Source organism: Haemophilus parainfluenzae ATCC 33392 (assembly GCF_031191205.1).
GTDB classification, from domain to species: domain Bacteria; phylum Pseudomonadota; class Gammaproteobacteria; order Enterobacterales; family Pasteurellaceae; genus Haemophilus_D; species Haemophilus_D parainfluenzae.
In genome coordinates, this window is record NZ_CP133470.1 from 1,852,773 (window position 1) to 1,879,456 (window position 26,684).

Annotated in this window: 19 protein-coding genes and 1 pseudogene; 12 read left to right on the forward strand and 8 right to left on the reverse strand. The window is 38.7% G+C overall.

Annotated elements, in window-relative coordinates; all coding sequences use genetic code 11:
* Window positions 1-45: 45 nt before the first annotated feature.
* Window positions 46-1,176, forward strand: coding sequence for a tetratricopeptide repeat protein (locus RDV53_RS08995; RefSeq protein WP_005696075.1), 1,131 nt, complete (start codon window positions 46-48; stop codon window positions 1,174-1,176).
* Window positions 1,177-1,264: 88 nt separating this feature from the next.
* On the opposite strand, the gene RDV53_RS09000 is transcribed toward RDV53_RS08995, so the two are convergent.
* Entirely contained in the window at window positions 1,265-1,747 is a 483-nt protein-coding gene (locus RDV53_RS09000; protein ID WP_032822441.1) for a Dps family protein, read from the reverse strand.
* A gap of 351 nt (window positions 1,748-2,098) precedes the next feature.
* Between RDV53_RS09000 and RDV53_RS09005 the strand changes: the two genes are divergently transcribed.
* The 7 genes from RDV53_RS09005 to cdd all read left to right on the forward strand — a co-directional run bounded on the left by RDV53_RS09005 (window position 2,099) and on the right by cdd (window position 9,754).
* The gene (locus RDV53_RS09005) at window positions 2,099-3,697 is read left to right on the forward strand and encodes an ABC transporter substrate-binding protein (RefSeq protein ID WP_005696077.1); all 1,599 of its coding nucleotides are present in this window, start codon (window positions 2,099-2,101) and stop codon (window positions 3,695-3,697) included.
* Between the two features lie 291 nt (window positions 3,698-3,988).
* Window positions 3,989-4,942, forward strand: a complete 954-nt coding sequence (locus RDV53_RS09010; RefSeq protein WP_005696079.1) for an ABC transporter permease — start codon at window positions 3,989-3,991, stop codon at window positions 4,940-4,942.
* On the forward strand, window positions 4,942-6,918 hold the full coding sequence (locus tag RDV53_RS09015; RefSeq protein WP_005696081.1) for a dipeptide/oligopeptide/nickel ABC transporter permease/ATP-binding protein: 1,977 nt from the start codon (window positions 4,942-4,944) through the stop codon (window positions 6,916-6,918). Before RDV53_RS09010 ends, RDV53_RS09015 begins: the two co-directional genes overlap by 1 nt.
* A gap of 1 nt (window position 6,919) precedes the next feature.
* Entirely contained in the window at window positions 6,920-7,732 is an 813-nt protein-coding gene (locus RDV53_RS09020) for an ABC transporter ATP-binding protein (RefSeq protein ID WP_005696082.1), read from the forward strand.
* A gap of 139 nt (window positions 7,733-7,871) precedes the next feature.
* Window positions 7,872-8,243 (forward strand): SMI1/KNR4 family protein, encoded by a 372-nt coding sequence (locus RDV53_RS09025; RefSeq protein WP_005696083.1) that lies wholly within the window; start codon window positions 7,872-7,874, stop codon window positions 8,241-8,243.
* 1 nt (window position 8,244) lies between these two features.
* The gene (locus tag RDV53_RS09030) at window positions 8,245-8,787 is read left to right on the forward strand and encodes an RNA 2'-phosphotransferase (protein ID WP_032822440.1); all 543 of its coding nucleotides are present in this window, start codon (window positions 8,245-8,247) and stop codon (window positions 8,785-8,787) included.
* A gap of 91 nt (window positions 8,788-8,878) precedes the next feature.
* Entirely contained in the window at window positions 8,879-9,754 is an 876-nt protein-coding gene (gene cdd, locus RDV53_RS09035; RefSeq protein WP_005696085.1) for a cytidine deaminase, read from the forward strand.
* Between the two features lie 87 nt (window positions 9,755-9,841).
* On the opposite strand, the gene metE is transcribed toward cdd, so the two are convergent.
* On the reverse strand, window positions 9,842-12,115 hold the full coding sequence (metE, locus tag RDV53_RS09040) for a 5-methyltetrahydropteroyltriglutamate--homocysteine S-methyltransferase (RefSeq protein ID WP_032822439.1): 2,274 nt from the start codon (window positions 12,113-12,115) through the stop codon (window positions 9,842-9,844).
* A gap of 245 nt (window positions 12,116-12,360) precedes the next feature.
* On the opposite strand from metE, the gene RDV53_RS09045 reads away from it, so the two are divergent.
* Together RDV53_RS09045 and RDV53_RS09050 are read left to right on the forward strand one after the other, a co-directional pair.
* A complete protein-coding gene (locus tag RDV53_RS09045; RefSeq protein WP_005696087.1) occupies window positions 12,361-14,745 on the forward strand; it encodes a FepA family TonB-dependent siderophore receptor in 2,385 nt (794 codons plus the stop codon).
* Window positions 14,746-14,977: 232 nt separating this feature from the next.
* On the forward strand, window positions 14,978-16,000 hold the full coding sequence (locus RDV53_RS09050) for an ABC transporter substrate-binding protein (RefSeq protein ID WP_005696090.1): 1,023 nt from the start codon (window positions 14,978-14,980) through the stop codon (window positions 15,998-16,000).
* Window positions 16,001-16,063: 63 nt separating this feature from the next.
* On the opposite strand, the pseudogene RDV53_RS09055 reads toward RDV53_RS09050, so the two are convergent.
* The 6 genes and pseudogenes from RDV53_RS09055 to RDV53_RS09080 form a co-directional block, all read right to left on the reverse strand.
* Window positions 16,064-17,674: pseudogene (locus RDV53_RS09055) on the reverse strand (TonB-dependent receptor); the annotation flags it as partial.
* A gap of 15 nt (window positions 17,675-17,689) precedes the next feature.
* Window positions 17,690-18,331: a TonB-dependent receptor plug domain-containing protein gene (locus tag RDV53_RS09060; RefSeq protein WP_005696092.1), complete on the reverse strand. Its 642-nt coding sequence runs from the start codon at window positions 18,329-18,331 to the stop codon at window positions 17,690-17,692.
* Window positions 18,332-18,563: 232 nt separating this feature from the next.
* Window positions 18,564-18,773, reverse strand: coding sequence for a TOBE domain-containing protein (locus RDV53_RS09065; RefSeq protein ID WP_005696093.1), 210 nt, complete (start codon window positions 18,771-18,773; stop codon window positions 18,564-18,566).
* An 80-nt stretch (window positions 18,774-18,853) separates the two neighbouring features.
* A complete protein-coding gene (locus tag RDV53_RS09070; protein WP_005696094.1) occupies window positions 18,854-19,888 on the reverse strand; it encodes an ABC transporter substrate-binding protein in 1,035 nt (344 codons plus the stop codon).
* Between the two features lie 21 nt (window positions 19,889-19,909).
* The gene (locus RDV53_RS09075; protein ID WP_005696095.1) at window positions 19,910-20,698 is read right to left on the reverse strand and encodes an ABC transporter ATP-binding protein; all 789 of its coding nucleotides are present in this window, start codon (window positions 20,696-20,698) and stop codon (window positions 19,910-19,912) included.
* Complete coding sequence (locus RDV53_RS09080) at window positions 20,698-21,684, reverse strand: FecCD family ABC transporter permease (protein WP_005696096.1); 987 nt, start codon at window positions 21,682-21,684, stop codon at window positions 20,698-20,700. Before RDV53_RS09080 ends, RDV53_RS09075 begins: the two co-directional genes overlap by 1 nt.
* Window positions 21,685-22,012: 328 nt before the next feature.
* Between RDV53_RS09080 and RDV53_RS09085 the strand changes: the two genes are divergently transcribed.
* Window positions 22,013-23,599: an SrfA family protein gene (locus RDV53_RS09085; protein ID WP_032822436.1), complete on the forward strand. Its 1,587-nt coding sequence runs from the start codon at window positions 22,013-22,015 to the stop codon at window positions 23,597-23,599.
* Between the two features lie 36 nt (window positions 23,600-23,635).
* Complete coding sequence (locus RDV53_RS09090) at window positions 23,636-26,674, forward strand: virulence factor SrfB (RefSeq protein WP_005696099.1); 3,039 nt, start codon at window positions 23,636-23,638, stop codon at window positions 26,672-26,674.
* Window positions 26,675-26,684 lie beyond the last annotated feature (10 nt).

The following is a 26,684-nucleotide window of genomic DNA, read 5'->3' on the forward strand; positions in this document are numbered from 1 at the left end:
CATTCTTAATTGAATCAGAATAATTCTCTAATAAAAGGAATCCAAATGACAAATATCGTCGCATTAATTGCTACAACCGTATTAAATCTACAAACTCATCTTATACCTGTGAAATCGAATGAAGCTCTAACAGACTTGGTGATAATTGAACAGATACCAATGACACAAGCCCAGCGCGTTGAAAAAGCAAAAGCGCTTTATGAAGAAGGATATGATTATTTCTACGGCATTACGCGCCCCATGAATCGTACGAAAGCGGTAGAGTATTTTGGGGGAGCTGGAAAGTTAGAGAATGCGGATGCTTTATTTTTCCTCTCTATTCATCAACAAAATCATGACAATTTGAAGGAAGCTACCCAAACAGCGAAAAGATCGCTTGAGTTGGGAAATGAAGCCGCCAAAATTAAATTGGGTGAAATTCAAGAAGATGAAAAATTGATGAAAGAAGGTTTCAATGCACTTAAAAAGAAAGTAGATTCTGGTGATATGCATTATGCGAATTCTTTAGGCTATGCTTATGAATTTGGAATCGGCACTTCTTTGAGTATCAAAGAGGCGATGAAATACTATGAAATGGCAGCAAAACAAAATAATGCGCTAGGGATGACGAATCTTGCCGATCTTTATATTCAAGAAGATAAATTGAAAAAAGCGAAGCCTTTATTAGTTAAAGCTGCAGAAAAAGAACATGGCTATGCACAATATTTGCTCGCAATGAATTTTTTTTACTACAAGCAGGAGAATAACAAAGAGGCATTATATTGGTTAGAAAAATCAGCGAGCAATGATGAACCAGAAGCACTTTATCAATTAGGTTTGTATTATGCAGAAAAAGCTGACTTAGCTAAAGCAATTAAATACTATCAACGTGCTGCAGAGCTCAATAATGCGGAAGCAGCACTTGAGTTATATTATATCTATGGTGAGGGTTTTGGTGTCGAGCAAGATGAGGATAAAGCATTATTTTTCCTTAAGAGGGCTGCAGAATCAGGTAACCAAGAAGTGCTTGATGAATTAGCCGCTATGGCATTGAGTGGACAAGGCAATATGGATACTAAAGAAGCAGAGTATTGGATTAAAAAAGCAGGCTATACGGACGAAATGCTTAAAGAATTAGATAAGCTGCAAGAAAAAAGTTTAGATATGTTTAAAAAAATGCAGAAACCGAATCAGTAAAAGCAAGAGATAATAGTATAGATATACATATTTTAAAACAAAATAAAAACCTGCTTTTCAGCAGGTTTTCTTTTATATGAATGCCAAATTAACCATGGCAAGTTTGGCAAGCGGCTTGGAACATCCAAACAAGTTTTTCTTGCTCTTTGATGTAGTCGCTCATTTGAGACGCTGTACCTTCATCATCAGATTCACCTGCTAATTCAAGAATTTCACGTTGTTGCTCAAGTAATACTTTTAATCCTTCTAATGTGCCTTTTAAGCAAGATTGTGCATCACTTACTCCTAACTCTTCTTTAATACGTGAGTCTTTGAAGTATTGTGAATAACCGTTATGTGGTGTGTAACCTAAAGTTAAGATACGTTCTGCGACCTCATCAACTTTTTCTACTAAATCTGTGTAGATTTCTTCAAATTTTGCGTGTAATTCAAAGAAGTTTACACCTTTGATATTCCAGTGGTAACCACGTACGTTAGTATAGAATACTTGATAGGTTGCTAATAATTCGTTTAATTTTGCTGCTAATTTTTCAGATGCTTTTTTATCTAAACCGATTGATGTTTTTGACATAGTATTTTCCTCTTTATTGTTGATTAAAATGTTATTCCCTTGCCTGGGAAGTGCGGTCATTATAAGCGTCATTTTTTCTGATGGCTATTTCATATTATCTAGTAATTCAATAGTTAAAATCTATTTATAATAATTTATACATAGTTAAAAACTTTTATTTCAAGTACAAAAAACTCTGTGAAGTAGATCACACATTCAATATTTCCCCTTTGACAGAATGAATCGAAGATGATTATGATTGATGCAAATCATTTTATTCTAAGATTTGATTGCTTTACTTCATTTTCGAATGAAATGTTTGGCTAGGTTTAAAAACCAAAATGTGATTTTATTACTCATCAGGAGTTTAGTATGACAAAGCATTTTTCCTTTGAAACAAATGAATCTCGTCGTCATTTTATGAAGCTAATGGCTGGCGTGGGGGCAGGTCTTGCATTTAGTGGCACATTAGGCACATTTGCACCAAAAGCCTTTGCTGCAGACATTAAAGGTAAAACCATTGAAGCGGGGATTGCTTATCCACTTTCTACTGGTTTTGATCCAATGACATCAAGCGGTGCTTCACCTTATGCCGCAAACTTGCATATTTTTGAAGGTTTAGTGGATTTGCATCCTGCAACTCGTGAACCTTATCTTGCCTTAGCAGGAAAAGAGCCAGAACAAGTTGATGAAAAAACATGGCGTATAACCTTACGTGAAGGCGCAACTTTCCATGACGGCGCACCTGTTACCACTGAAGACGTTGTGTATTCCTTCAATCGTATTATGGATCCAGCCAATAAATCACTATTTGTGATGTTTATTGATTTCGTTGAAAGTGTGAAAGCGGTAGATGATAAAATGGTGGAATTTAAATTGAAATATCCATTTGCTTTATTCGCTAACCGCTTAACTTGCGTGAAAATTGTACCGAAACATGTGATCGATAAAGTGGGACAATCTGCATTTGATGCACACCCAATTGGTTCTGGCCCATTCAAATTTGTTTCAGCAGTGAAAGATGACAAAATCGTCTTTGAAGCTTATGAACCTTACAATGGTAAATATCCAGCACAAGTTGAAAAAATGTCTTGGTTATTACTTTCTGATGCAGCCGCTCGTGTAACTGCACAAGAGTCTAAACGTACTCAAGCAATGGAAAGTGTGCCTTATTTAGACATTAGCCGTTTGAAAAATAAAAAACAACAAGTGCAATCTGTTCAATCTTTCGGCTTACTATTCTTAATGTTTAACTGTGAAAAAGCACCGTTTAACAATCCGAAAGTACGTCAAGCATTACACTATGGTTTAAACACTGAAAAACTTGTTGATATTGTATTTGATGGTAATGCAGAAGCAGCGACATCATACCTACAAACCACTCACCCAGATTATATTAAGGCATCAACTCAATATCCTTATGATCCGGAAAAAGCCGCGGCATTATTGAAAGAAGCTGGTGTGACAGAGCTTAAATTTGAATTGCTCGCAACCGACCACGACTGGGTGAAAGAATCTGCACCATTGATTTTAGAGTCTTGGAACAAGATTCCAGGTGTGAAAGTCACTTTACAACACTTACAATCGGGTGCGTTATATAGCAACAACGTGGATCCAGGTGTGTATGAAGTAGCCATCGCGCCGGGTGACCCATCCGTGTTTGGTAACGACTTAGACTTGCTTTTAAGCTGGTGGTATCGTGGTGATGTATGGCCGAAACGTCGTTTCCGCTGGAGCAACACCCCTGAATTTGCGAAAGTGACAGAATTGCTCAATGCAGCTGTGAGAGCAAAAGATCACGCTGAAGCGAAAAAATCATGGGAAGAAGCGATTAACATTATTGCGGCTGAAGTACCACTTTATCCGATTGTTCACCGTAAACTCCCTTCAGCATGGGATGATAGCAGCCTTGAAGGTTATCAACCATTAGCGACAACCGGTTTATCTTTCCTCGGTGTGGGCCGTAAATAAAAGCACTTTTTAATGTTTGGGCTGTTGAGCAATCAACAGCCTTTTTTCTTTCTTTTTAACACCAAAGTGCGGTCATTTTTTCCCCTGTTTTTTAATCATTTTTGCTCTCTATTTTATTTCAAAAAAATCTTTGTGAAGCCGATCACAGATTTGAACTTTGCCCTAGGTACTTGGATTGACAGGGTATAGAGCGGATATTATGATTTGTATAAATCATTTTGTTTTTTAATTTGATTGTTTCACTTCATTTTTAATTTAATGAATTTCTCAAAATAGAATAGGAGAGGTCAGATGGAAATGATACTTCGATTATTGTTACGCCGATTGATGGCTTTGCCGGTCATGATACTTGGTGTAACAGCACTCGTCTTTGTCGTGCTTCAATTCACGCCGGGTGATCCTGCTACAGTGGCATTAGGCGAAAGTGCTAGTGAAGCGGCAAAACAACTTTACCGCGAATCACATGGCTTAAATGATCCACTCTTTGTTCAATATTTTCGTTTCTTAGGCAACTTACTTGTATTGGATTTTGGTGTGACGATGCCACCAGAATTATCCATCAGTAGCATGCTAGCGAAATCTTTCCCAATCACATTACAACTTACCTTAATTGGCGTGGTGTTTGCGGCAGTAGTGTCTTTCTCATTAGGTGTACTTGCAGCGCTTTATCGTGATAGCTGGGTAGACCAAGTGATTCGTTTAATCTCTGTTGCAGCGGTTGCGACCCCATCATTCTGGTTAGGTATCTTACTTATTCAATGGTTCTCTTTGGAATTAGATTGGTTGCCTTCTGGTGGTTTTGTACCATTCAGCGAAAGCCCAATGGGGTATATCAATTCCATGATTTTGCCATCTCTTGCACTTGCTGTGCCAGTATGTGCGTCATTAATTCGTGTGGTGCGTACAACCATGGTTGAAGAAATGGATAAAGACTATGTGAGAACAGCGATTGGTAACGGTGTGCCTTATGCAACCGTTATTCGTCACAACGTATTACGTAATGCCTTAATTACACCTGTGACTGTATTAGGCTTACGTGTAGGTTACTTACTTGGTGGTGCGGTAGTTATCGAACAAATCTTTGACTTACCAGGTATGGGTAAATTGATTTTTAACGGTATCGTCAACCATGACTTGCACTTAGTACAAGGTGTGGTACTAACAATCGCCTTTACCTTCGTTTTAGTGAATATTATCGTTGATATTCTCTATGTATTGATTAACCCTAAAATTCGGAGTCTATAATGTTTCGTCAAGGTTTAGCAGATCGATTAGCTGCAAGCGGTGCGAGATTCCGAGCACTTTCCACCGCATCAAAAATTTCATTATTATTCTTAGTTTTCGTTGCTTTAGTGGCGGTGTTTGCCCCTTGGGTCGCAACACATGATCCATTAGAAGTGATCGCACGTATGCGTGCTCCAAGTGCGGAATATTGGTTTGGGACTGATCGACTTGGTCGTGATATTTTCTCTCGTATTGTTTACGGCGCCCAAACGTCCTTATTTATCGGTTTAGGTGCGGTAGCTTGTGCCATTCTTTTCGGTAGTGTTTTAGGGGCTACTGCAGCGACATCTGATAAATGGGGCAATGAAATTATTATGCGCTTAATGGATATTTTAATGGCTTTCCCGGGTATCGCATTAGCGGCAGTGTTATTAGCAACCTTTGGTAACTCTGTACCGGTCATTATCATCACCATTGCCGTAGTTTATACCCCGCAACTTGCTCGAGTGGTTCGTGCGAACGTGGTATCACAATGGGATGAAGACTATGTGCGTGCTGAACGCGTGATTGGTGGTAGCCGTACTTATATTCTTCTCAAACACGTTGTACGCAATACTGCTGCACCGGTTTTAGTCTTCGCAACCGTAATGGTGGCAGATGCTATAGTATTCGAAGCTTCACTTTCTTTCTTGGGTGCAGGTGTACAACCACCACATCCTTCATGGGGTAACATCCTTTCTGAAGGTCGTAACATCGTATTAAATGGTGCATGGTGGGCGACAACCTTTGCAGGTGTGATGATTCTTTTAACCGTGTTAGCCTTAAATATCTTAGCGGAAGGTCTTACTGATGCATTGGTTAACCCGCGCTTAAAAGGCGGTAAAAAACCAGAAGGCAAATCAGATGAACGTCTTTCTACTGACGTACAAGAAGCGCTTTCTGAAGGTCTTGCGTTAAAACGTTACTTACTCAAATTACATGAAAAAGAAATCACACGTACTAATCGTATGCAATTAGATCCAAATGCAAAACCGATTTTACAAGTGAAAAACTTATCTATTCGTTTCCCAAATCGTTATGGTGACATTCCATTGGTAGATAATATCAGCTTCACCGTAAATGAAGGGGAAACCATGGGGTTAGTAGGTGAGTCTGGTTGTGGTAAATCTATTACCGCATTCTCTATCATGGGCTTGTTACCAAAAACAGCAAAAATTACCGGGGAAGTGCTTTTCACCGACCGTAGTGGCAAACAACATAGCTTACTTAATTCTAACAATTTAAGTGAATTGCGTGGTTCTGAAATTGCGATGATTTACCAAGACTCTTTAAGTGCGTTAAACCCATCAATGCGTATTAAAGATCAAATGGCACAGCTCATCAAACGTGGCAGTCACCATACCGCAGAAAAATTGTTGGAATGGGTACACCTTGATCCTGAAAAAGTGTTGAATCGTTATCCACACGAACTTTCTGGTGGTCAACGTCAACGTGTGGTGATTGCAATGGCATTAACTCGTGAACCGAAATTATTAATCGCCGATGAACCAACAACTGCATTAGACGTAACCGTTCAAGCTGAAGTAGTGAAATTATTGAATGAACTACGTGAAAAACTGGGGTTTGCAATGGTGTTTGTCAGCCACGATTTAGCCTTGGTTGCTCAATTAGCCCACCACATTACGGTAATGTATGCAGGGCAAGTGGTTGAAATGGCACCAACATCCTTATTGCTTGCTAATCCAACTCACGAATATACCCGTGGCTTATTGGGCTCTGTACTTTCAACTGAAGTCCGTGCGAAACGCCTATATCAAATTCCAGGCAGCGTACCATCGCCTTACGATTTTGCTACAGGTGACCGTTTTGCAAGTCGTTCATTGCGACCAGATGCAAATCCAGAACAAAAATTGGTATTAACCGCTGTGGAAGGCGAGCCGTCTCACTTGTGGGCTTCTCATCTAGCTAAGCCTGTAACGGAAGCGAAAGGAGCATAATATGAGCAGTAGTATTAAAGTCATTAAAGAACAAAACATCATCGATTTAGAAAATATCGTGGTGCAATTTCCTTCTCGCGACGGTTCGTTGTTTGGACGTAAAAAATTCACTGCGGTGAACAATGTGAGTCTTGGCATCAAAGCAGGGGAAACCATTGGTTTAGTTGGGGAGTCTGGCTGCGGGAAATCTACCTTAGCCAACGTGATCATTGGACTGCTTAAACCAACGTCAGGTTTAGTGAAATTCAACGGTTTACAAATGCAATATGGCAGCTCAGAAGCGAGAAAACAATTCGGTCGCCAAGTGTCGGTCATTTTCCAAGACCCGGCAACTGCACTGAATCCTCGTATGAAAGTATTGGATATTTTGCGTGACCCAATGGATATTCACAATGTGTTACAACCCCATGAACGGGAAAAACGCGTGTATGACTTGCTTTCTCGCGTCGGTTTACCTCGTTCTGCGGCACAAGTTGAGCCAACTCGTTTATCAGGTGGACAAAAACAACGTGTGGCGATTGCACGTGCTTTAGCGCTGAATCCAAAACTGATTGTGGCGGATGAGCCGACTTCTGCATTAGACGTATCTGTTCGTGCTCAGGTATTAAACTTATTGGCAGACTTGAAAAAAGAACTCAATCTTGCCATGGTGTTTATCTCTCACGATATCCAAACCGTACGCCAAGTATCTGATCGCATTGTCGTGATGTACGGCGGTCAAATTTTGGAAACAGGTAGCACTGAAGATATTTTCAATCATCCAACTGTGGATTACACCCGAAAATTACTTGGTGTGGCTCCATCATTGTTATAAAACGAGTAAATAAAATATCTTAATTTATGACCGCACTTTAAAAGTGCGGTTATTTTTTTATGATTTTTCTTGCATAGACTTGAAAACTTAGATAAAAGATTACTTATTTTTACTGATGAATTGTAATTGTGGAGCCATTATGCAAACTAAATTTAATTTATATCCTAAAGAACAATTACCTGAAAAATTTAAATTTCCTCAGTCTTATATTGATTTATCGAGTAATATGGAAAAGATAAATGAATTGAAATATTTTCCTTGGTGGTTTGAGGATTCTGAGTTTGAGGATAATGTTTATCTTTATAGTAAGGCTATTGAAGAGCTTACTGGTGTGGCTGATTTAATTGCATTTGCTAGAGATGGCGATTGGGCAGCTTGTTTCAAATTAACGGATTACTCTGGAAATCCGAGAGTTTATGTTCACGATCTTGGTAATGAAGCCAATAAATATGAATGTAAGGATTTTGATGAGTGGTTAGCGGAAGAAATCAAAAGTGCAAAAGAGTATTAAAATGGACTATTTAAATTTAAGTAAAGAAGTTTCCTATGCGCTTCGTCATGCCCCATGGGAATATGAATTAGAACTGGATTCTGAAGGTTGGGTTTCTGTCGAACAATTAATTTCATCATTTAGAAATAGTGATGAAAAATGGAATACGTTAACCGAAGACGATCTAGTTAAAATGATCAACCTATCGGAAAAGAAAAGACATGAGATTAAAAATGGAAAAATAAGAGCTTTCTATGGGCATTCAATTCCAATGAAAATTTCTAAAGAAATTGGTTATCCACCAAAGTATTTATACCATGGGACAAGTATAAATTATTTAGATGATATTAAATCAAATGGATTGAAGCCGATGTCTCGTCAATATGTACATTTATCTGAGGATGTTGAAACAGCAACATTGGTTGGGAATAGAAAGAAAGGAGAGACAATTCTTCTAAAAATTGATACAGAACTAGCACAATCTAAGGGTATCAAATTTTATATTGGCAATGAAAAAGTCTGGTTATCAGATTACATTTTGCCTGAGTTTATAAAAGATAATTAATGATTAAGCATATTTGCATTATGTGATCATTTTTGCGGTGAAGTTTCGCCAAATAGCGTAGAATGGGCATATAAAAATAAGGAGATTTAATATGCAACAAAAAATTCAACAAGCATTAGCCGATTCGCCACTTTCAAATGCAATTCTTTCTGCATTAGAAGAACAAGAATGGAAAGGTTTTTTACCGGCTGAGAAAGTGCGGTCAATTTGTGATGAATTTAAGCTTACGCCTGTTCAATTAGGTTTGGCGCTTTTACCTGTGGCAGCTTGTTATAGCCACACACCCATTTCAGAATTTCATGTTGGCGCGATTGCGATTGGTGAAAGTGGTGATTTTTACTTTGGTGCGAATCAAGAATTTAAGGGGGGGAGTATGGCTCAAACCATCCATGCTGAACAAAGTGCGATTAGCCATGCATGGTTACGCAATGAACCTCGCATCACGGATATCGTAGTAAATTACACGCCTTGCGGTCATTGCCGTCAATTTATGAATGAGCTTTATCAAGCGCAAGATTTGAAAATCCATTTGCCACACAGTCAAAATAATCCACTTCCTCAATATTTACCCGATAGCTTTGGCCCGAAAGATTTAGGTGTTGATTTGCTTCTATTAAACAAAGAAGAACAAGGTTTCACTTTGACGACGGAAGATGAAGTGGCAAATAAAGCGATTTTAGGGGCAAATCGAGCACATTCACCTTATTCTAAAAGCCCTCATGGTGTCGGCATTTTATTTAAAAATGGGGAAATGATTTGTGGTCGCTATGCAGAAAATGCAGCATTTAATCCAAGCTTACCGGCTATGCAAACGGCGATTAATTTTGCTTACTTAAATCAATTGGATGTATCGGAAATTGAGCGTGTAGTATTTGCAGAGAAACCGTTGCGTTTAAGTCACCGCAAGATGGCTGAGCAGTTATTGAAGAGTCTCTGCAAGGTAAAAATGGAATATATTAGCCTATAAGTGCGGTTAAAAATGAATGTGTTTTTGAAGTAAAAGAAAAAGGCGAACAGAGATAATCTCTCATGTTCGCCTTTCTTTTTACTGATTTTATTCTAATTCAGCACGTAATTTTTTCGTGACATCAACCATCACTTTTAGTGCCGCAATTGTTTCAGGCCAACCGCGTGTTTTCAAACCACAGTCTGGGTTTACCCATAAACGTTCTTTCGGTACCACTTGTAATGCTTTGCGAAGAAGATGTTCAATTTCTTCTGCTGCAGGTACGCGTGGACTATGAATGTCATATACACCAGGACCAATATCATTCGGGTATTTGAAATCACCAAATGCAGTGAGTAATTCCATGTCAGAACGCGAGGTTTCGATAGTAATGACATCAGCATCTAAGGCGGCAATAGCTGGTAGAATGTCATTAAATTCGGAATAACACATGTGTGTGTGAATTTGGGTATCATCTTGGCAACCCATTGAGCTTAAACGGAAAGCTTCGCCCGCCCATTTCAAATACGCATCCCAATCTGCACGTTTTAACGGTAAACCTTCACGAATAGCAGGCTCATCAATTTGAATCACTTTGATGCCTGCTTTTTCTAAATCTAAAACCTCATCAGAAAGCGCTACTGCAATTTGTTTACAGACTGTTTCACGAGGAATATCGTTACGCACGAAAGACCATTGTAAGATCGTCACCGGACCAGTCAGCATGCCTTTCATCACTTTATTGGTAAGGCTTTGGGCATATTGCGACCAACGTACCGTCATTGGTTCTGGACGAGTAACATCACCGTAAATCACCGGCGGTTTCACGCAACGTGAACCATAGCTTTGTACCCAACCGAATTTGGTGAAAGCAAAACCATCGAGTAATTCGCCGAAGTATTCCACCATGTCGTTACGTTCTGCTTCGCCATGTACCAATACATCTAAGTCTAATTTTTCTTGCTCACGTACAACTAATTCAATTTCTTTTTTCATTGCAGCTTCGTAATCCGCTAAGCTGAGCTCGCCTTTTTTGAAGGCGGCACGAGCGTGACGAATGGCTGTTGTTTGTGGGAAAGAACCAATATTCGTAGTTGGCAGAAGTGGTAAATTTAACCACGCATTTTGTAATTTAATGCGTTCCGCAAATGGCGATTTACGTTGGTCGGCATTTTTCGGCAGATTTGCTAAACGTTCTGCGACACAAGTGCGGTGAATTTCACGCGAGTTTTTTCGAGCATCCGCAGCGGCTTGAGAGGCAGCTAATTCTGCTTGAACCGCTTCGCGGCCTTGCTCTAGAGCAGTCTTAATAACACGTAATTCTTGAATTTTTTGTAACGTGAAAGCCAACCATTGATAGAGTTCAGGCTTATTAGCTTGTAGCTGTGTTTCGACTTCTAAATCATAAGGTGTATGAAGGAGAGAGCAGCTTGGCGCAATCCATAAACGATCGCCTAATTTCGCTTTTAATGGTTCAACCACATCTAATACTTGATTTAAATTTGCACGCCAAATATTACGGCCATCAATAATGCCCACAGATAAGATTTTGTCATAATCTGCAAAGGCAACAAGTTGTTCAGGTGCACGTACTAAATCAATATGTAAACCTGCAACAGGTAAGGCTTTTAATAAATCAGCATGTTCTGCCACAGAACCAAAATAAGTCGCAAGCAATAATTTCGCTTTCACTTGTTCAGCAAAAGTGGCGTAAACCGCTTTATAAGCGGCAATCCATTCTGCCGGTAAATCTAAGGTGAGAGCAGGTTCATCAATTTGAATGTATTCCACACCTTCCGCAGCTAACGCATTTAAAATTTCAACATAAACTGGCACGAGTTTTGCTAATAAATCAAAGCGATTAAATGCAGCGCCTTTTTCTTTCCCTAACCAAAGGAAAGTGAGTGGACCAACGATTGTTGGTTTAACTTGATACCCAAGTGCTTTAGCTTCACGGATTTGTGTCACATAATGTTCGGGATTGGCTTTAAATTGTGTCTCTTTATGGAATTCGGGTACAAGATAGTGATAGTTGGTATCGAACCATTTTGTCATTTCAATCGCAAATTGGGTTTTATTGCCACGCGCCAATTGGAAATATTGATCGAGCGTTAAGTTTTGGCTATCGAAACCAAAACGAGTAGGAATTGCACCTGTTGCCACTTGTAAATCTAAAATATGATCATAAAGCGTGAAATCAGCCACCGCGACAAAATCAGCATTTGCCTTGGCTTGGTGTTGCCAGTTTAGTTCACGTAATCTTTTTGCGATATCTAATAAATCCGCTTCTGCAATTTCGCCACGCCAATAACGCTCTTGAGCAAATTTAAGTTCACGTTTTGCGCCTACACGCGGAAATCCTGCTAAATGAAATGTTGTCATAATGAATCCTTCTATTGTTTTTGTTTGGTTTAGACGTCTAAAGGTCTGTTCGAACATAGAATGCAATAGAATTTAAAATTAAACAACTTCATAATTTTCAAGTTTTGGATGAATATAACTAATGATTAATTTTTTGATGGTGCAAATAGGATTTAATGCACATTCGTTATTTACATATTTATATAGCAATGTAAAATACAGCCTCTATATTTATGCTTATATAGCGACTTCTTAAGGATAAACCAATGAAAAAACAACACAAACTCAGCTTGTTAGCGGTACTTGTCATTTCTAATACCACTTATGCAGAAGAGCAGTTAGAAGCCATTAATGTCACGGCTGAGCAACAAATTAAACAGTCACTCGGTGTTTCAGTCATTTCGCAAAAAGATTTAGAACGCGATCCAATTGAAAATGATGCATCTGAAATTATTGCAAAACAACCTGGTGTGACATTAAGTACCAACGCACCGGGCGGTGCGCGTGGTAATAAACGCCAAGTAGATATTCGTGCTATGGGACCAGAAAATACGTTAATTTTAATTGATGGCAAACCTGTAAAATCCCGTAATTCTGAACGCTATGGACGTAATGGTACACGTAATACTCGAGGCGATACCAACTGGGTACCGGCAGATGCAATCGAATCTATTGAAGTATTACGTGGCCCAGCAGCTGCACGTTATGGCTCTGGTGCAATGGGCGGTGTCGTCAATATCAAAACGAAATCACCAACCAGTGAATATCACGGCAGTTTAAATCTTTTCACCGAGCAGCCAGAAGACAGCAAAGAAGGTTACACCAATCGTCTTGGTTTTAACTTCAGTGGGCCATTAGTTAAAGATGTGTTAGGTTTCCGTTTATACGGTAATATTGCAAAAACACTGGCGGATGCATTAGATATTAACGCAGGGGAAGATGCTGGCGTTAATAATAATGCAGGAACACAAGACAACACACGTTATGCTGGTCGTGAAGGCGTGCGTAACCGTGATATTGCAGGGCAATTAGTTTGGAACATTACACCCAATCAAAAATTAACCTTTGATGCGGCATATAGTCGTCAAGGTAATATTTATAATGGTGATACTCAAAACAGTTCAGTTTTAGTCAGTAAAGCAATGACAACCAGTCGTGATCTTGCTTTACAAAAAGCTGAAACCTCAACACTTTATCGTCAAAGTTATAGCTTAACCCATGAAGGAAAATGGGGCGCTTTCGATAACCGAACTTATTTTACCTTTGATCAAACGCGCAACTATCATTATCCAGAAGGTTTATTAGGTAGTACAGAAGGGGCTTATAACGGCTTAAACAAGTCTGTTGGTTTACTCAGAAATTATCGTTTCAGCAATGAACTCTATATTCCATTCACTACAGGTAAAACAGCACATATGTTGACTGTCGGTATGGAAGGCTCTCGCTCGGAATTAAATGATGCGGCTTCGATGACACAAACTATGCAAGTATATGCGATTGTGCCGTGGTTAGCCGATAAAGGCCGTAGTGGTAAAGTGGCGCAAAATGAATGGGCGGCATTCTTAGAAGACAACATTATGTTGCCTAATAACAAAACTATTTTAACACCAGGGATTCGTTTTGATTCTAGTACGAACTCTAAATCAAATTGGAGTCCATCACTAAACTTCTCACACCAAGTTAGCGATAACTGGAAAATTAAAGGTGGGGTAGCCAGAGCTTATAAAGCACCTAATCTTTATCAGTCTTCACCAAATTATCTATTAATTAACGCAAGTAATGGTTGTCCGATTGATAGCGCGAATAACTGGAATAACCCTAACGCATTAAATGCGACTGGTGGTGCGGGTACAGTTAAAAATCCATATACAAACAGCAATCCTAGAGGATTTGACTGGGGACGTGCTTGTTACTTCCTCGGTAATGAAAATATCAAACCAGAAACCAGCTGGAATAAAGAGATTGGTGTGGAATATGAAAAAGACGGCAAATTATTCTCTTTCGCTTATTTCCACAATGATTACCGTAACAAAATCGTTTCAAATGGTGAATTCTTAACCACGATTGATGCGCCTGTTGGTGGTTATGATCGTGAAATTCGTTCAAGCAATACACCAAATGGAAAAGCGATTTACCGTAATTACACGGCAACTAACGTTTATCGTTGGGGGAATACACCAAGAGCAATTATTGAAGGATTAGAAGGGAATATTACCTTACCATTCTTAGATGATGCGTTAGTATTCAGCACGAATTTCACTTATATGCTCAAAAATAAAAACAAGACAACGGGCAACCCGATTTCGCTTGTACCGAAATATACCGTGAACAGTAATTTAAACTGGAAAATTAACGATCATTGGGACTTCAATACGTCTTATACTCGCTATGGTAGACAAAAAACGGTTGAGCATGCTGAAAACTTTATGCAAGTAATTTATACCACAGGTGAAAGCCTTGTTACACAATATCAGCTTGGTAGTTATGGTATTTGGGGGGCGAATGTTGGATATAAATTTAATGACAGTTTAAGCCTACGTGTTGGTGTCAATAATATTTTAGACAAACGTATTTATCGTAATGCGGGTACTGCACGTACTTATAACGAGCGCGATCGTTCCTATTTTGCGAATTTAAAATACAGTTTCTAGTTTTTTCATCCTCTATCATCGTAAGCAAAGTGCGGTCAATTTGGCCGCCTTTTTTATTTTGATGTAACGATCATTATATATTTTAATTTATAATTCACCGTCGCCGTAGATTTAAGAGACGGAAGGCTATTTTAAGGTGAAAATGGAACTTCATCAGAGGAGATAAAATCTGCTGATTGGTTTCTGAGAAGTATTGATATTAACTTTTCTAAATATCAGGGAGATAAAAAATATGTGGAAAAAGGCGATAAAACTGAGCTTGATTGCTTTATTAGTTGCCCCTTGCTGCGCATTGCAAGCCAAAATGATTGAAGATGTAGCCGGCAATAAAATTGAAATTGCTGATAATGTGCAACGTATCGCGGATTTATGGAATGCAAACAACCAAATCGTCCTTTTATTGGGCGGAATGGATAAAGTGGTTGCCACCACTAATTATATTCATGATCATCCTTGGTTTGCAGAAGTTTATCCTAAAATCAAAACTGTGACTGCGCTAGGCAACGGACGTGATTTACAGACTGAAGAATTATTAGGTACACAACCAGATGTCGTAATTCTTCCTAGTCAAAACATGGTCGATGAAGTTAATCGCGCAGGATTAAAAGGGGTTTTAGCCATTTTCAAAGATTTTGATGGACTTAAGAAAACTGTTCGATTAACCGCAGATATTATCGGTGGTGATGCGAAAAATATTGCAGAAGAGTACATTAAAGAATTAGAAGGTAATATTGCTTTCACCAAGGAAAGAACGAAACATCTTACTGAGTCAGAGAAACCCGTGGTCATGCATATTACAGGCAATGAAAATCTGACTGTGGTAGACGGTGGAAAAAGTATTATCGGAGCCTGGACCCGTCAAGCAGGGGGGAGAAGTGCATTCCCTGAATTAGACAGCGCAGTCGAGGTGGGATTAGAAGAAGTGATTAAAGTTAATCCTGATGTGATTACTGTTGGTGGTCCAAATGCAGCACGTGCAGTTACGGAGATTAAACAAAGCCCTCGTTGGCAAAGTATAAGTGCGGTTAAAAATAATCGTATTTTTGTCAACCCAATGGGTATCTTCTTGTGGGATCGTTATAGTGCAGAAGAAGCCTTGCAAGTTCTTTGGGCCGCACAGGTTTTTCATCCAGACTTGTTTAAAGATTTAGATATGGTAGAAAAAACACAGGCTTTTTATAAAAAATACTATAACTATGATCTAAGCAAAGAAAATGCACAGCAAATTTTACAAGGCTTACCGCCTTTAAAATAAGGTATAGATAAAATAAAAGAGCGATGAATATGATTTTTCATCGCTCTTTTTTATTTTAAGAGATTAGAAGCTATATTTTAAAGTTGTGTAATAAGCACGTCCTGGCTCATTATAACTTTGTGCTTTGCCATCAACATATAATCTTTTATTTAAGATATTGCTGACACCGATGCGCGCACTAAAGTTTTGCCATTTATAACCAATACTTGCGCCCCAAATACCATAACTACCTTGGCTTTCTTGAAGCGTTGTATCTTGTGCTAAACCATTACGACTGAAATCCATATAACGTGTTCCTGTCGATTTGCTAAACTGTTTACCAAAACGAGTATAAGTTGTGGCAAAATCGAGGTTATCTGTCACTTGATAAGAAAGTGTAGAACTAATCGTATATTTTGGTGAAAGATTTAATGGGTTACCTGTTGCACGGTTTTTACTTTTTGTGAAATAAGTAAAGTTAGTATTTAAACTTAATTTATTCGCAATAAGAGGTAAGTTTAAATAGCCTTCAAAACCAGCAACTGTTGCACGAGTTACATTACCCCATTTATAAATATTGGTGGTTTTAATGTAATCTTTTTGGTTGGCTTTTGTCCCATAACGTGTAACGCGAGAGAAACTTGGGTTAAAGGTTGTACCAAGCAAGGTTTCATCTGCTTCAATTTTATTTCGATAATCATTATGGAAATAGGTTAAGCCGAATTTATAACCATCTTGATTATGAAGTTCAAAACCAATCTCTTTATTTACACTGGTTTCAGGTTTGAGATCTTTCGTACCAATGGTATAACATGCGCCCACCGTTCTAATATTGGCAGCGGTTGCAGGGCAGTTATTTTGACGGTTTGCCAATACATAACCTTCTGTAATTTGATAAAGGTTAGGAGCTTTATAGGCACGAGCGATACCACCTTTTAAGGTTAAATATGGATTCACTTCTTGTGAAAGATTTAAGCTCGGTGTCCAGTTACTACCTGAAACACTGTGATGATCAAAGCGAATGGCTGGGGTAACAACTGTTCCTTGACCAAAGTCAATGATATCTTCAACAAAGATGCCGTATTCGCTTAAGCTGGTTTCACCACTACGGTTTTCACTTTGTAACCAAGGAATGACACCTAAATTCATTGGTTTATTATTTTTTAAGTTATAACTCATTGAACTTGGGTCATTGAGTTTACTGTGATTGGCCTCCATCCCAATAGTCAATAGATGTTCTGCACCCAATGTGAATGGAATACGTAACTCATTGCTAAAGCGAGTATTGGTAAGATTACTATCAGTAAAGTTTAAATCACCGCCATTCCAATGTCCTTCCATTGCAAAACCCAAGCCAACAGGTAATCGTGCGTTAGTTGTTTTATCAAAAGCAATGTAAGTTTCATTTTCACCCCAAGACCATTTACCTTTATGAGTGAGAGAATAAGCTTGACGATAAACACGGTTAGTTTCTAAATTTCGTCCCGCTAATTCTTTTTCGCTTTCATTTGCGCCCCAAGATTCACTATCACCGGAATAAATATTGCCTTGACGGCTATAACTTGCATCTAAGGTTAAAGTTTGATTTGAGGTGATATTCCAATCTAAACGACCGGCAATATCTTTATTGCGTAAACCTTCACGACCTGCATAAGACCATGTGCCATCTGGATTTTCATTAATAGATGGTGAATCTGCACGAGTTTTACTTCAACTACCATATAAACGGAATCCTAATACATCTTTGATTAAAGGACCGCTTAAATTAAACGTCGTACGATTAGTTGTACCGTATTTGCTGTCTTCTGGTAAATTTAAATAATAGGAAAGGCCGCCTTTTAATTCATTTGTAACAGGTTTTGTTTTGATGTTTACCACACCACCCATCGCACCTGAACCATAACGCGCTGCTGATGTACCACGAATCACTTCAACAGAATCAATTTCTTCCACCGGAACCCATTTACTGTCACCATGTGTATCACGCGCACCAAATCGTCCGTAACGTGCACTATTACGTGAAGTAGCCGGTTTGCCATCAATTAAAATAAGTGTATTTTCTGGCCCCATAGAACGAATATCAATTTGACGTTTATTGCCGTAAGAGCCATTACTATTACCAGATGTAAAGTTCACACCAGGCTGCATTCTTACTAATTCAGCAATGTCATTAACAACAGGTTGTTTAGCAATTTCTTTAGCTGAGACAACGCTTGTATTAAAACCTTGTTGTGACTGTTCAGCGCTACTATTTGCTGATACCTGTATTTCCTCTAATTGTTCTTCTTCATAGGTAAATGCAGAAATGAGCGCCAAACTCAATAAACTGAGTTTGTACTTTTTGTGTAACATAAAACCTCCATATGATAAAAACAAATATCTTATATATAATAATATATAACGATAGATAAATTTATCACTAAAACATGAGATGTAAAATACCCCAGAGGGGATAATATGAAATATTGATGAGATTTTCTGTTTGTTTATAAACAGGTGCGGTCAATTAGGCTGTCTTTTTAAAGAATAAAAAACCGCACTTTAAAGTGCGGCTATATAAACTTTTTAAACGGTTTAGTTGAGATTATTCAACACCAACCATTACAGAGGTTGCTTTGATAATCGCATATGCTTCTTTACCAACAGCTAAACCTAATTCTTTTACTGCATCGATAGAGATGGTAGAAGAAATGATGTTACCGTTACCGATATCAATGTGTACGATTGCATTCACAGAACCGGTTTCGATTGATTTTACAGTACCTTTAAGTTGATTTCTTGCGCTAATTTTCATAAAGCATTTCCTTATGTTAAGTTAAAGTTAAGATCAAAAAATAACGCATATTATAACGACAATTTTTAGAAATGCAAATACTACTTAAGAGGTAATGGACCTTTTAAGATTTGCTCAGCATTTTCTTTACTTAGCTCATAACCATAATACTTTTTATAGAAGGCTTGTGTTTTTTCCACCATGTTTAAATCTTTAAATTGCTCAGGATGAAAAAGTTGAGCCGCCCAAAGAATTTGTAACGCTTCTTCTGCGCTATAGCGATCCCATGGGAACGTGCCGGTTGGGTTGGCATAAATACGATTATTTTTGACCGCACTTATTGATTGCCATGCTGGGTCAGCTTTGATTTTTTCAATAGCCGCTTGTGCTTTATTACCGCTGCTGCCGATAATAATGACATCAGGATTCGCTTGAATAATACTTTCTACCGTCACGGTCACCATATTGGCTTCATCAGGTAACACGCTTTTACCGCCGGCTAATTTAATCCATTCACCAATCATCGATTTTCCGCCGTCAATCATCAATAAGTCAGAACCTTTAGTGATATGTAACACCGTAGGGCGTTGTTCATCTTTGATGCCTTTAAGACGACTTTCCACAAATTGAATATTGCCTTCTAATTCTTTGATATAGTTTTCTGCGATTTCAGGGGCTTTATCACCTAACACTTCAGCCGTGATGCGTACGGTTTTTTTCAAACCATCAAAATCTTGGAAACTTACACGCACGCCTTTCAAGCCGGCTTGCTCCACTTCAGTTAACATCGATTTTTTCGAGAGCAATACCGCATCTGGTTTATGACTTAACAGTTCTTCCGTTTGAATGGTTTCACCGTTGGTTAATACCGGTACGTTTTTGATATTTGGATACACTTCGCTATACCAAGGATTGGCTGCGATAGATGTGGTCGTGCCAACCAGTTTATTGGCGCCGCCTAATAGTAAGACAATTTGGTTATTCGCATGCCAAAGATCAGCAACACGTTGAACGTTGTCTGGTAGTTCGATTTTATTTCCTTCAACATCCGTGATAACTTTCGCTTGCAGCGGTAGGGCAAAACAGGCAGCAAGAGAAAGGGCAATCAAGCCTTTTTTTAGAGAATGTTTCAACATATGAATTTCCTTCTAGTGGGTTTATAAATGAGTTATCGCACAAATTTGGCGTTGTAATGCAGGTACATCAACTAAGCGCAAATCGGTTTGATAAAGTGCTTTTAAATTAGCTTCAGTAATAATTTCTGGTGCGGTGCCTGTTTGTAATTTGCCGTGTTCATTTAATATGGTTACGCGGCTATGGGGCAGGGCACTATGCAACAACATCGGATGATCGGGGTTATGTGTTGTCATGATTATGGTAAAGCCTTGTAGTGAGAGCTCTTTTATTAGGCTTAAGGTTTTAAAGACATTGCCGTAATCTAATGCCGAAGTGGGTTCATCAAACAAAATCAGTTGCGGTTGTTGCACCAAAATACGCGCAAGATTGACCAGTTGCTTTTCACCGCCACTCATTTGCATATAAATTCTGTCAGCAAAATGACTGATGCCGAGTTTCTTTAAGGCTTCATCAACTAATGCAAAATCAGCTTCACTTGGCTTATCAAAAACACCTAAATGCGCAGCACGACCGAGTACCACATAATCACGCACGCGATATTGATAGGTTTGTGGGCTGTGTTGCGAGACATAAGCAATTTTCTGAGCAATTTGCTTACTGCTCATTTCGCTTAATTTGCAATTATCCAGCAAAATCTGACCGCTCTTTAGTTTTAAAAGCCCCGCGATACAGTTTAATAACGTGGATTTACCACGACCGTTAGCACCAAGAATCGTCAGTAATTCGCCTTTTTGTAAGGTTAAATCAATGCCATTGAGTAGAGAATGTTCAACATTGTGCCAGTAATACAGATTGTCAATTTTCAGCATTAGTCCACCACCTTTTGTTTAATCAGTACCCAAGCAAAGAATGGCGCACCGATAAAGCCGGTGAGAATGCCAAGTGGAATTTCTTGAATGTATAAATTACGGGCGAGGGTATCGATAACGAGCAAGAAAATCGCGCCAATAAGTCCAGCAAGCGGCAGGCTTTTGACATTGTTATCGCCGATAAAAAGTCGCGCTAAATGCGGAATCACTAAACCAAGCCAACCGATTGTCCCGCTTAAGCAAACGGATGAAGCGGTCAACAATGTGGCACAAACCACCATTAAGCCTCGTTCTAATCGAATATTTGCCCCAATTAATTTTGCTTCACGATCCCCCAATGAAAGCACATTGATACGCCAACGCATTAAAAATAAGCCAAGAGTAGTAAGTAAAATAATTGGTGAAAGGATGAGCAAGTTGTCGTAGTTAGATTTGGTTAGGCTACCTAATTGCCAATACACAATGTCAGCCAGCTGAGTTTCAGGATCAGCAAGATATTTTAATAGGCCTAATGTCGCCATCATAAAACCTGAAACGATAATGCCTGAAAGCACTAGAACAATCGTAGAATCACGTTGAATCAAACGCGGTAAATTCATAGTAAGTATGACTGCAACCAAACCACCAACAAAGGCAAAGGTTTGAATGCCAAGCATGCTAGAACCAACTAAAATCGCTAATGCTGCACCAACACAAGCGCCATTAGATACCCCTAAAATATCAGGTGAAACCAATGGATTACGGAAAATACCTTGATATACCACGCCAGCAATGGCCAAGGAGGCACCGACAAGTATGGCTGCAATTACACGAGGCAAACGAAGATTAAAAATAATGTTGTTTTGCACATCATTAGTGTTACCGCCAGTAAGACTTTGTACCACATTCTCAAGTGGAATCGCAAAACGCCCCCAAGAGAGTGAAAATAAAACCAACCCGATAAGGAGACAAAGTAAAAGAGGAAAAGTAAGAGAAGATTTGTTCATATAACTCAAAATTCGCTGTTTTTGTAAGTATATAGCGATTGTATTTTTTTGTATATAGCGAAATTTGAGTAAAAGGTAACCGCACTTTAGCACGGCAGAATGATGAAATAGAGTGCTACGTAAAACTATTTTATAGTATTTGCGTTAATTAAGAGTGTTTCTATGAAGCATCACTTAATAGTATTAAGAAATTTATTTATCCCATATAAAATTTAATGATTTAAAAGTTATATTTCTTTACAAAACATATAAATATGTCTTCATTTTTCATCCCAACTTTTATAGAATGGTAGCTATTTTAATAAGTTTTAGCCTGCGGAGTTTTTTTATGTTAAGTGCATTATTGAGAAGTGGTGAAATCAAAAACTATACGCCATTAGGCCAAGATGGCATGGCAGTTTATACGGTAGCATCCCAGTTGCGAGATGCACTTAAGTTTAAGCGAGGTCGTTCCTTTGCTGAATATTTAGCGATTCCACAGCGTAATGAACAGGGGGATAAAATCGATTGGTATGTACCCTTTGATTCCACTCGTGCAGATGGGCAATATATGATTATCCCTTGGACTTCGGCTACGGAAGAAGAACGTGAAAATGCCCGCTCAGAATTGAAGATTTTTGAGCGCACAGCATTAGAGTTAGGTAAAGAGCTGATTCAATCTCCCTCCTCAAAAGGTGACCAATTACTATTTGCTCGTTTGCTTTGCGGTGGAAACCCCGACGATATTACTGATCCTGAAAATCTCAAAGCCTTACGCTTTCCTAATCCAGAACATGTTTATTTAGTCAATGATCGCCCCGTAATTACCTTCTGGGGATTTCTTGAAAAACATGCCGCTGCTCATGGTAATCCATTCCTTTCTTTACAAGCTGCAGCCCCAAAACCAATTAAACCCGCTTCACCTACAACACCAGTGATTGAACCTGTAGTTGCGAAAAAACACCCTTGTCGTGTGTTCTGGTGGGTATTGCCATTATTACTCGGATTACTTTTATTATTGGCTTGGTGGTTTAAAGATTTATGGTGGCCTAAAGAGGAAACAACAGTAAAAAATGACCCTGTCACAGTTTCTGAATCTCAAACCCAAACTGTCAAAAAACCGAAAGAAAAAGAATTACGTAAATTGAAAGATGTTCTTTACCGATATCTGAATGGACGCTGGGTTGATGGAAAGGGTGTGGCTGTGACAGATCCTTCAGTTTTAAATCAACTAGGCGATGCTCCAGTTGTTGGAGAAGGAAATATGCAAGGTGAAGGTCTTAATACACCATTAACAGAAACAGATGCTGCCAAAGCTGATGAATCAAAAAATGATAAAGCAGATGATGCCAAAGCAGAGCAAAATAAAGATGAAAATAAACAACAACCGCCAGTAGACCCTCTAGCAGAGGGTAAATCGGATACTAAAGAGGATCAAAATAAAGTAGATGAAAAAACACAGCAACCACCAGTAGATCCGTTAGCCGAAAATAAATCAGATACTCAGGCTGGACAAAATAAAGAAGATGATAAAAAGAATCAAACCACTTCTAATGCTAATGCTAAACCATTACAAATTCCAACAACTAGTACACAAAATGGTAATGTAGATTTTCTAAATGGCCAGTGGAATGCTGGAGCGGGGATTCAGGATAAAACTACTGGTAAGCCTCTACGCTTAAAATATGCATTCTCAAATGGCGTAGGTCAAGTACAAGTACAACGCGGTGACGGCGTACAATGCACGGGAGATGTTTCTGCAAAAATGCAAGGCAGTGGTTTGAATATTACTAATAAAGGTGTAGCAAAATGTAGCGATGGCTCAAGCTATCAGCTGCCTGAAGTAATTTGTAAACCTGGCGCGAAGAGTATTGCCGATTGTCAAGGTGGATATGGCTCAGGACAGAGCTTCCCAATGACAATGAAATCGAATTAGTGAACCAATAAACAACGAATAGAAGCGAGAATAAAAATGTTACCGGATTTACATCATTACGGAAAAGAAATCTCACTAATTATGAATAGTGGGGTGCAATTTTTAGACTTCGGTTTAAAAATTGATTGGAAAGACAAAGAATGGCGTACCAAAAGTATGGGAAACTTCGCCTCTGGCGGTGAAAACCATCCAATTCGTCGATTAGTTGAACATCGTAGCGGTGAAGGTTATTGTGATAGCAGTGATTTGAGCCGAATGGTTAAAGTAGAACATGAAATCAGTGTAGAACAGTCATTCAAATTATTAGATGGTGTTTGGTTACCTATTCCTGTTTTGCGTACAGTAGCTTCTACAGATGGTTTTGATGAAGGCCCTTATAACTGGGCGCGTGCACGAATTGTTAAACTAGCTGAACCAGATGTAGAAGGCAATACTTATCGAGTTACTTTAGCTTTTGATACTAAAATTTTTCCTAATCGTGCTGATGTTGCTTACCTTGCACCAACTGAAGAAGATGTGCGTTCTGGCGCGGTTTTTGGTCTCGCTTATCAATCTCATCAAATGTCGTGGTTTTTGGACTACAAATGGATAAATGAATGGTTATTGGAGCTTTTCACTGAACTAGCGCCAGAAAATGATCGTTTAAAAATTCATCCTGATGATCTGAAAATGGACATTGCTGCTAAATTTCATCAAGGTCATTACTTGAATATTTTGGCTATTCTAGGTGAAGAAATTGATATTCCACGGATTAAAATGATTTCCAATCGTTCTGATGAAATTAATCGTGCAATTCCAGTTGATATGGTATTGGATGTAGGAAACTCCCGCACTTGTGGAATTTTAATTGAAGATCACGTGCAGGAAAAAGATGGTTTGAAAAAACGCTATGAATTGGAATTACGTGATTTAACGCGCCCGGAACGAGTGTACTCCGAACCATTTGAAAGTCGAGTTGAATTTGCCCAAGCGTTTTTTGGCAAAGATCATTTTTCTGTACAAAGTGGGCGTCGTGATGCTTTCCAATGGGCAACAATTGCGCGTGTAGGGAAGGAAGCCGCTCGTTTAGCAAGTCGTCGAGAGGGAAATGAAGGTTCAACAGGTTTATCTAGTCCAAAACGTTATTTATGGGATGATGCTCGTTACGAACAAGGCTGGCGTTTTAACTCATCCTATGTAAAAACAGATTACGAGCCTTATGCAACAGCAGATCCGCTTTCTGGATTAATCAATGAGTATGGTGAAGCATTACATATTTTGCGGGATGATATTGATGAAGAATTTGAACGCAAAATGCCTGTATTCCAACCTAAATATTCTCGTCGTTCATTGATGACGTTTATGTTATCAGAAGTGTTGATGCAAGCATTAATGCAGATTAACAGCCCTGCTCAACGAGCTAAATTGGAACATTCTAAAGCACCGCGTTTTTTACGTTCGATTATTTTGACTGTACCACCAGCAATGCCTAAACCTGAACGAGAAATTTTCCGTCAATCTATTTATCAGGCTATCGGCTTAGTTTGGAAATCTCTTGGCTGGGATAAATCTGATGATGATTTTGACTTCAATTCACAAAGTGCAAGAGAAAAATATTGGCCGATTTTACCTGAGGTGATTATTCAATGGGATGAAGCAACCTGTGGGCAAGTTGTTTATCTATTTAATGAAACTCAAAATAACTATGGCGGTCGACCAGAAGAATTTATTGCTGCATTGCAACGTCCAGATAAAAAAGAAAAGGATCGTATTACTATCGCAACTATTGATATAGGTGGTGGTACAACAGACTTAGTAATCAACGATTACTCGCTGGATTATGGAGAAAACGGTGGTTCAGGTAGTAATGCCTATATTATCCCGACTCAGCGTTTCCGTGATGGTTTCAAAGTGGCCGGTGATGATATTTTGCTAGATATGATTCGTAATGTAGTAGTGGAATCTTTAACTGTTGGTTTGAAAAATGCAGGTTTACGTGATCCTGAACCTATTCTTTCTGAATTGATTGGCGATCAGGCATTAAAAGTACAAGATGCATTATTACGCCAACAATTGACATTACAAGTATTCAGCCCAATTGGCTTGCGCGTATTGAAAGAGTACGAAGGTTATGATCCAATGCAAAAGACCAATGCATTAAATGGGAAGACTTTTGGTGAATTATTAGAAGACGTAGAACAGCCTACAGAAAGTGTGTTGGACTATATTAATGAACCGATTCGCCGTGCCTTAGGTCGTTCAGATTTTAATATTTTAGATTTACCGGTTCAGGTGAATTTAGAACGTATTCACAGTTTATTTATTCGTGGTGATTATTTTGATATCTGCAAAACCTTCAACGCTTTGTGTGAGGTCGTCAACAGCTATCAATGTGATGTGTTGTTACTGACTGGCCGACCATCTCGTTTGCCTGGTGTACAATCCTTCTTCCGTTCTCGTTTACCTTTACCAGTCGGACGGATTTTACCATTACATCATTACCGCACAGGAAACTGGTATCCATTCCACAAACAAGGTCGTATAGATGATCCAAAAACGACTGCAGCAGTGGGTGCTATGCTTTGTTTCTTATGTAAAGATATGCGTTTAACCAACTTCTATTTACGTTCAATGGCAATGACAGCTTATTCCACAGTGAAATACATTGGGTATTTAGATAACAATAACGTAATTAAAGACAGCAACGTTTATTATCACGATATTGATTTAGACAATGAGGATTATGATTTCCCAGATACTTCCTTTGAAGTACGCGGTGATACCCGTTTAGGTTTCCGCCAATTAAATGTGGAGCGTTGGGTTGCTTCTCCACTTTATATGCTTTCTATAGAAAGCCGTGAATGGAAAGCGATGTTGAATAATGAAGGTGTGGTATTACAAGTAACATTAGGTATAAAAAATAGCCGTAATAGCCAAGAAAGAGCAGAAAATTTCTACATAAAAAATGTGACAGCATCAAATGGCCGTTCTTGCGTACGAGAAAGGGATATTACCCTTCATCTAAACACAATGACCGATGCGGGACTTGGTGATCAAAAATTATATTGGTTAGATACTGGCTGTGTGAAACGATAGGTGGAAGAGA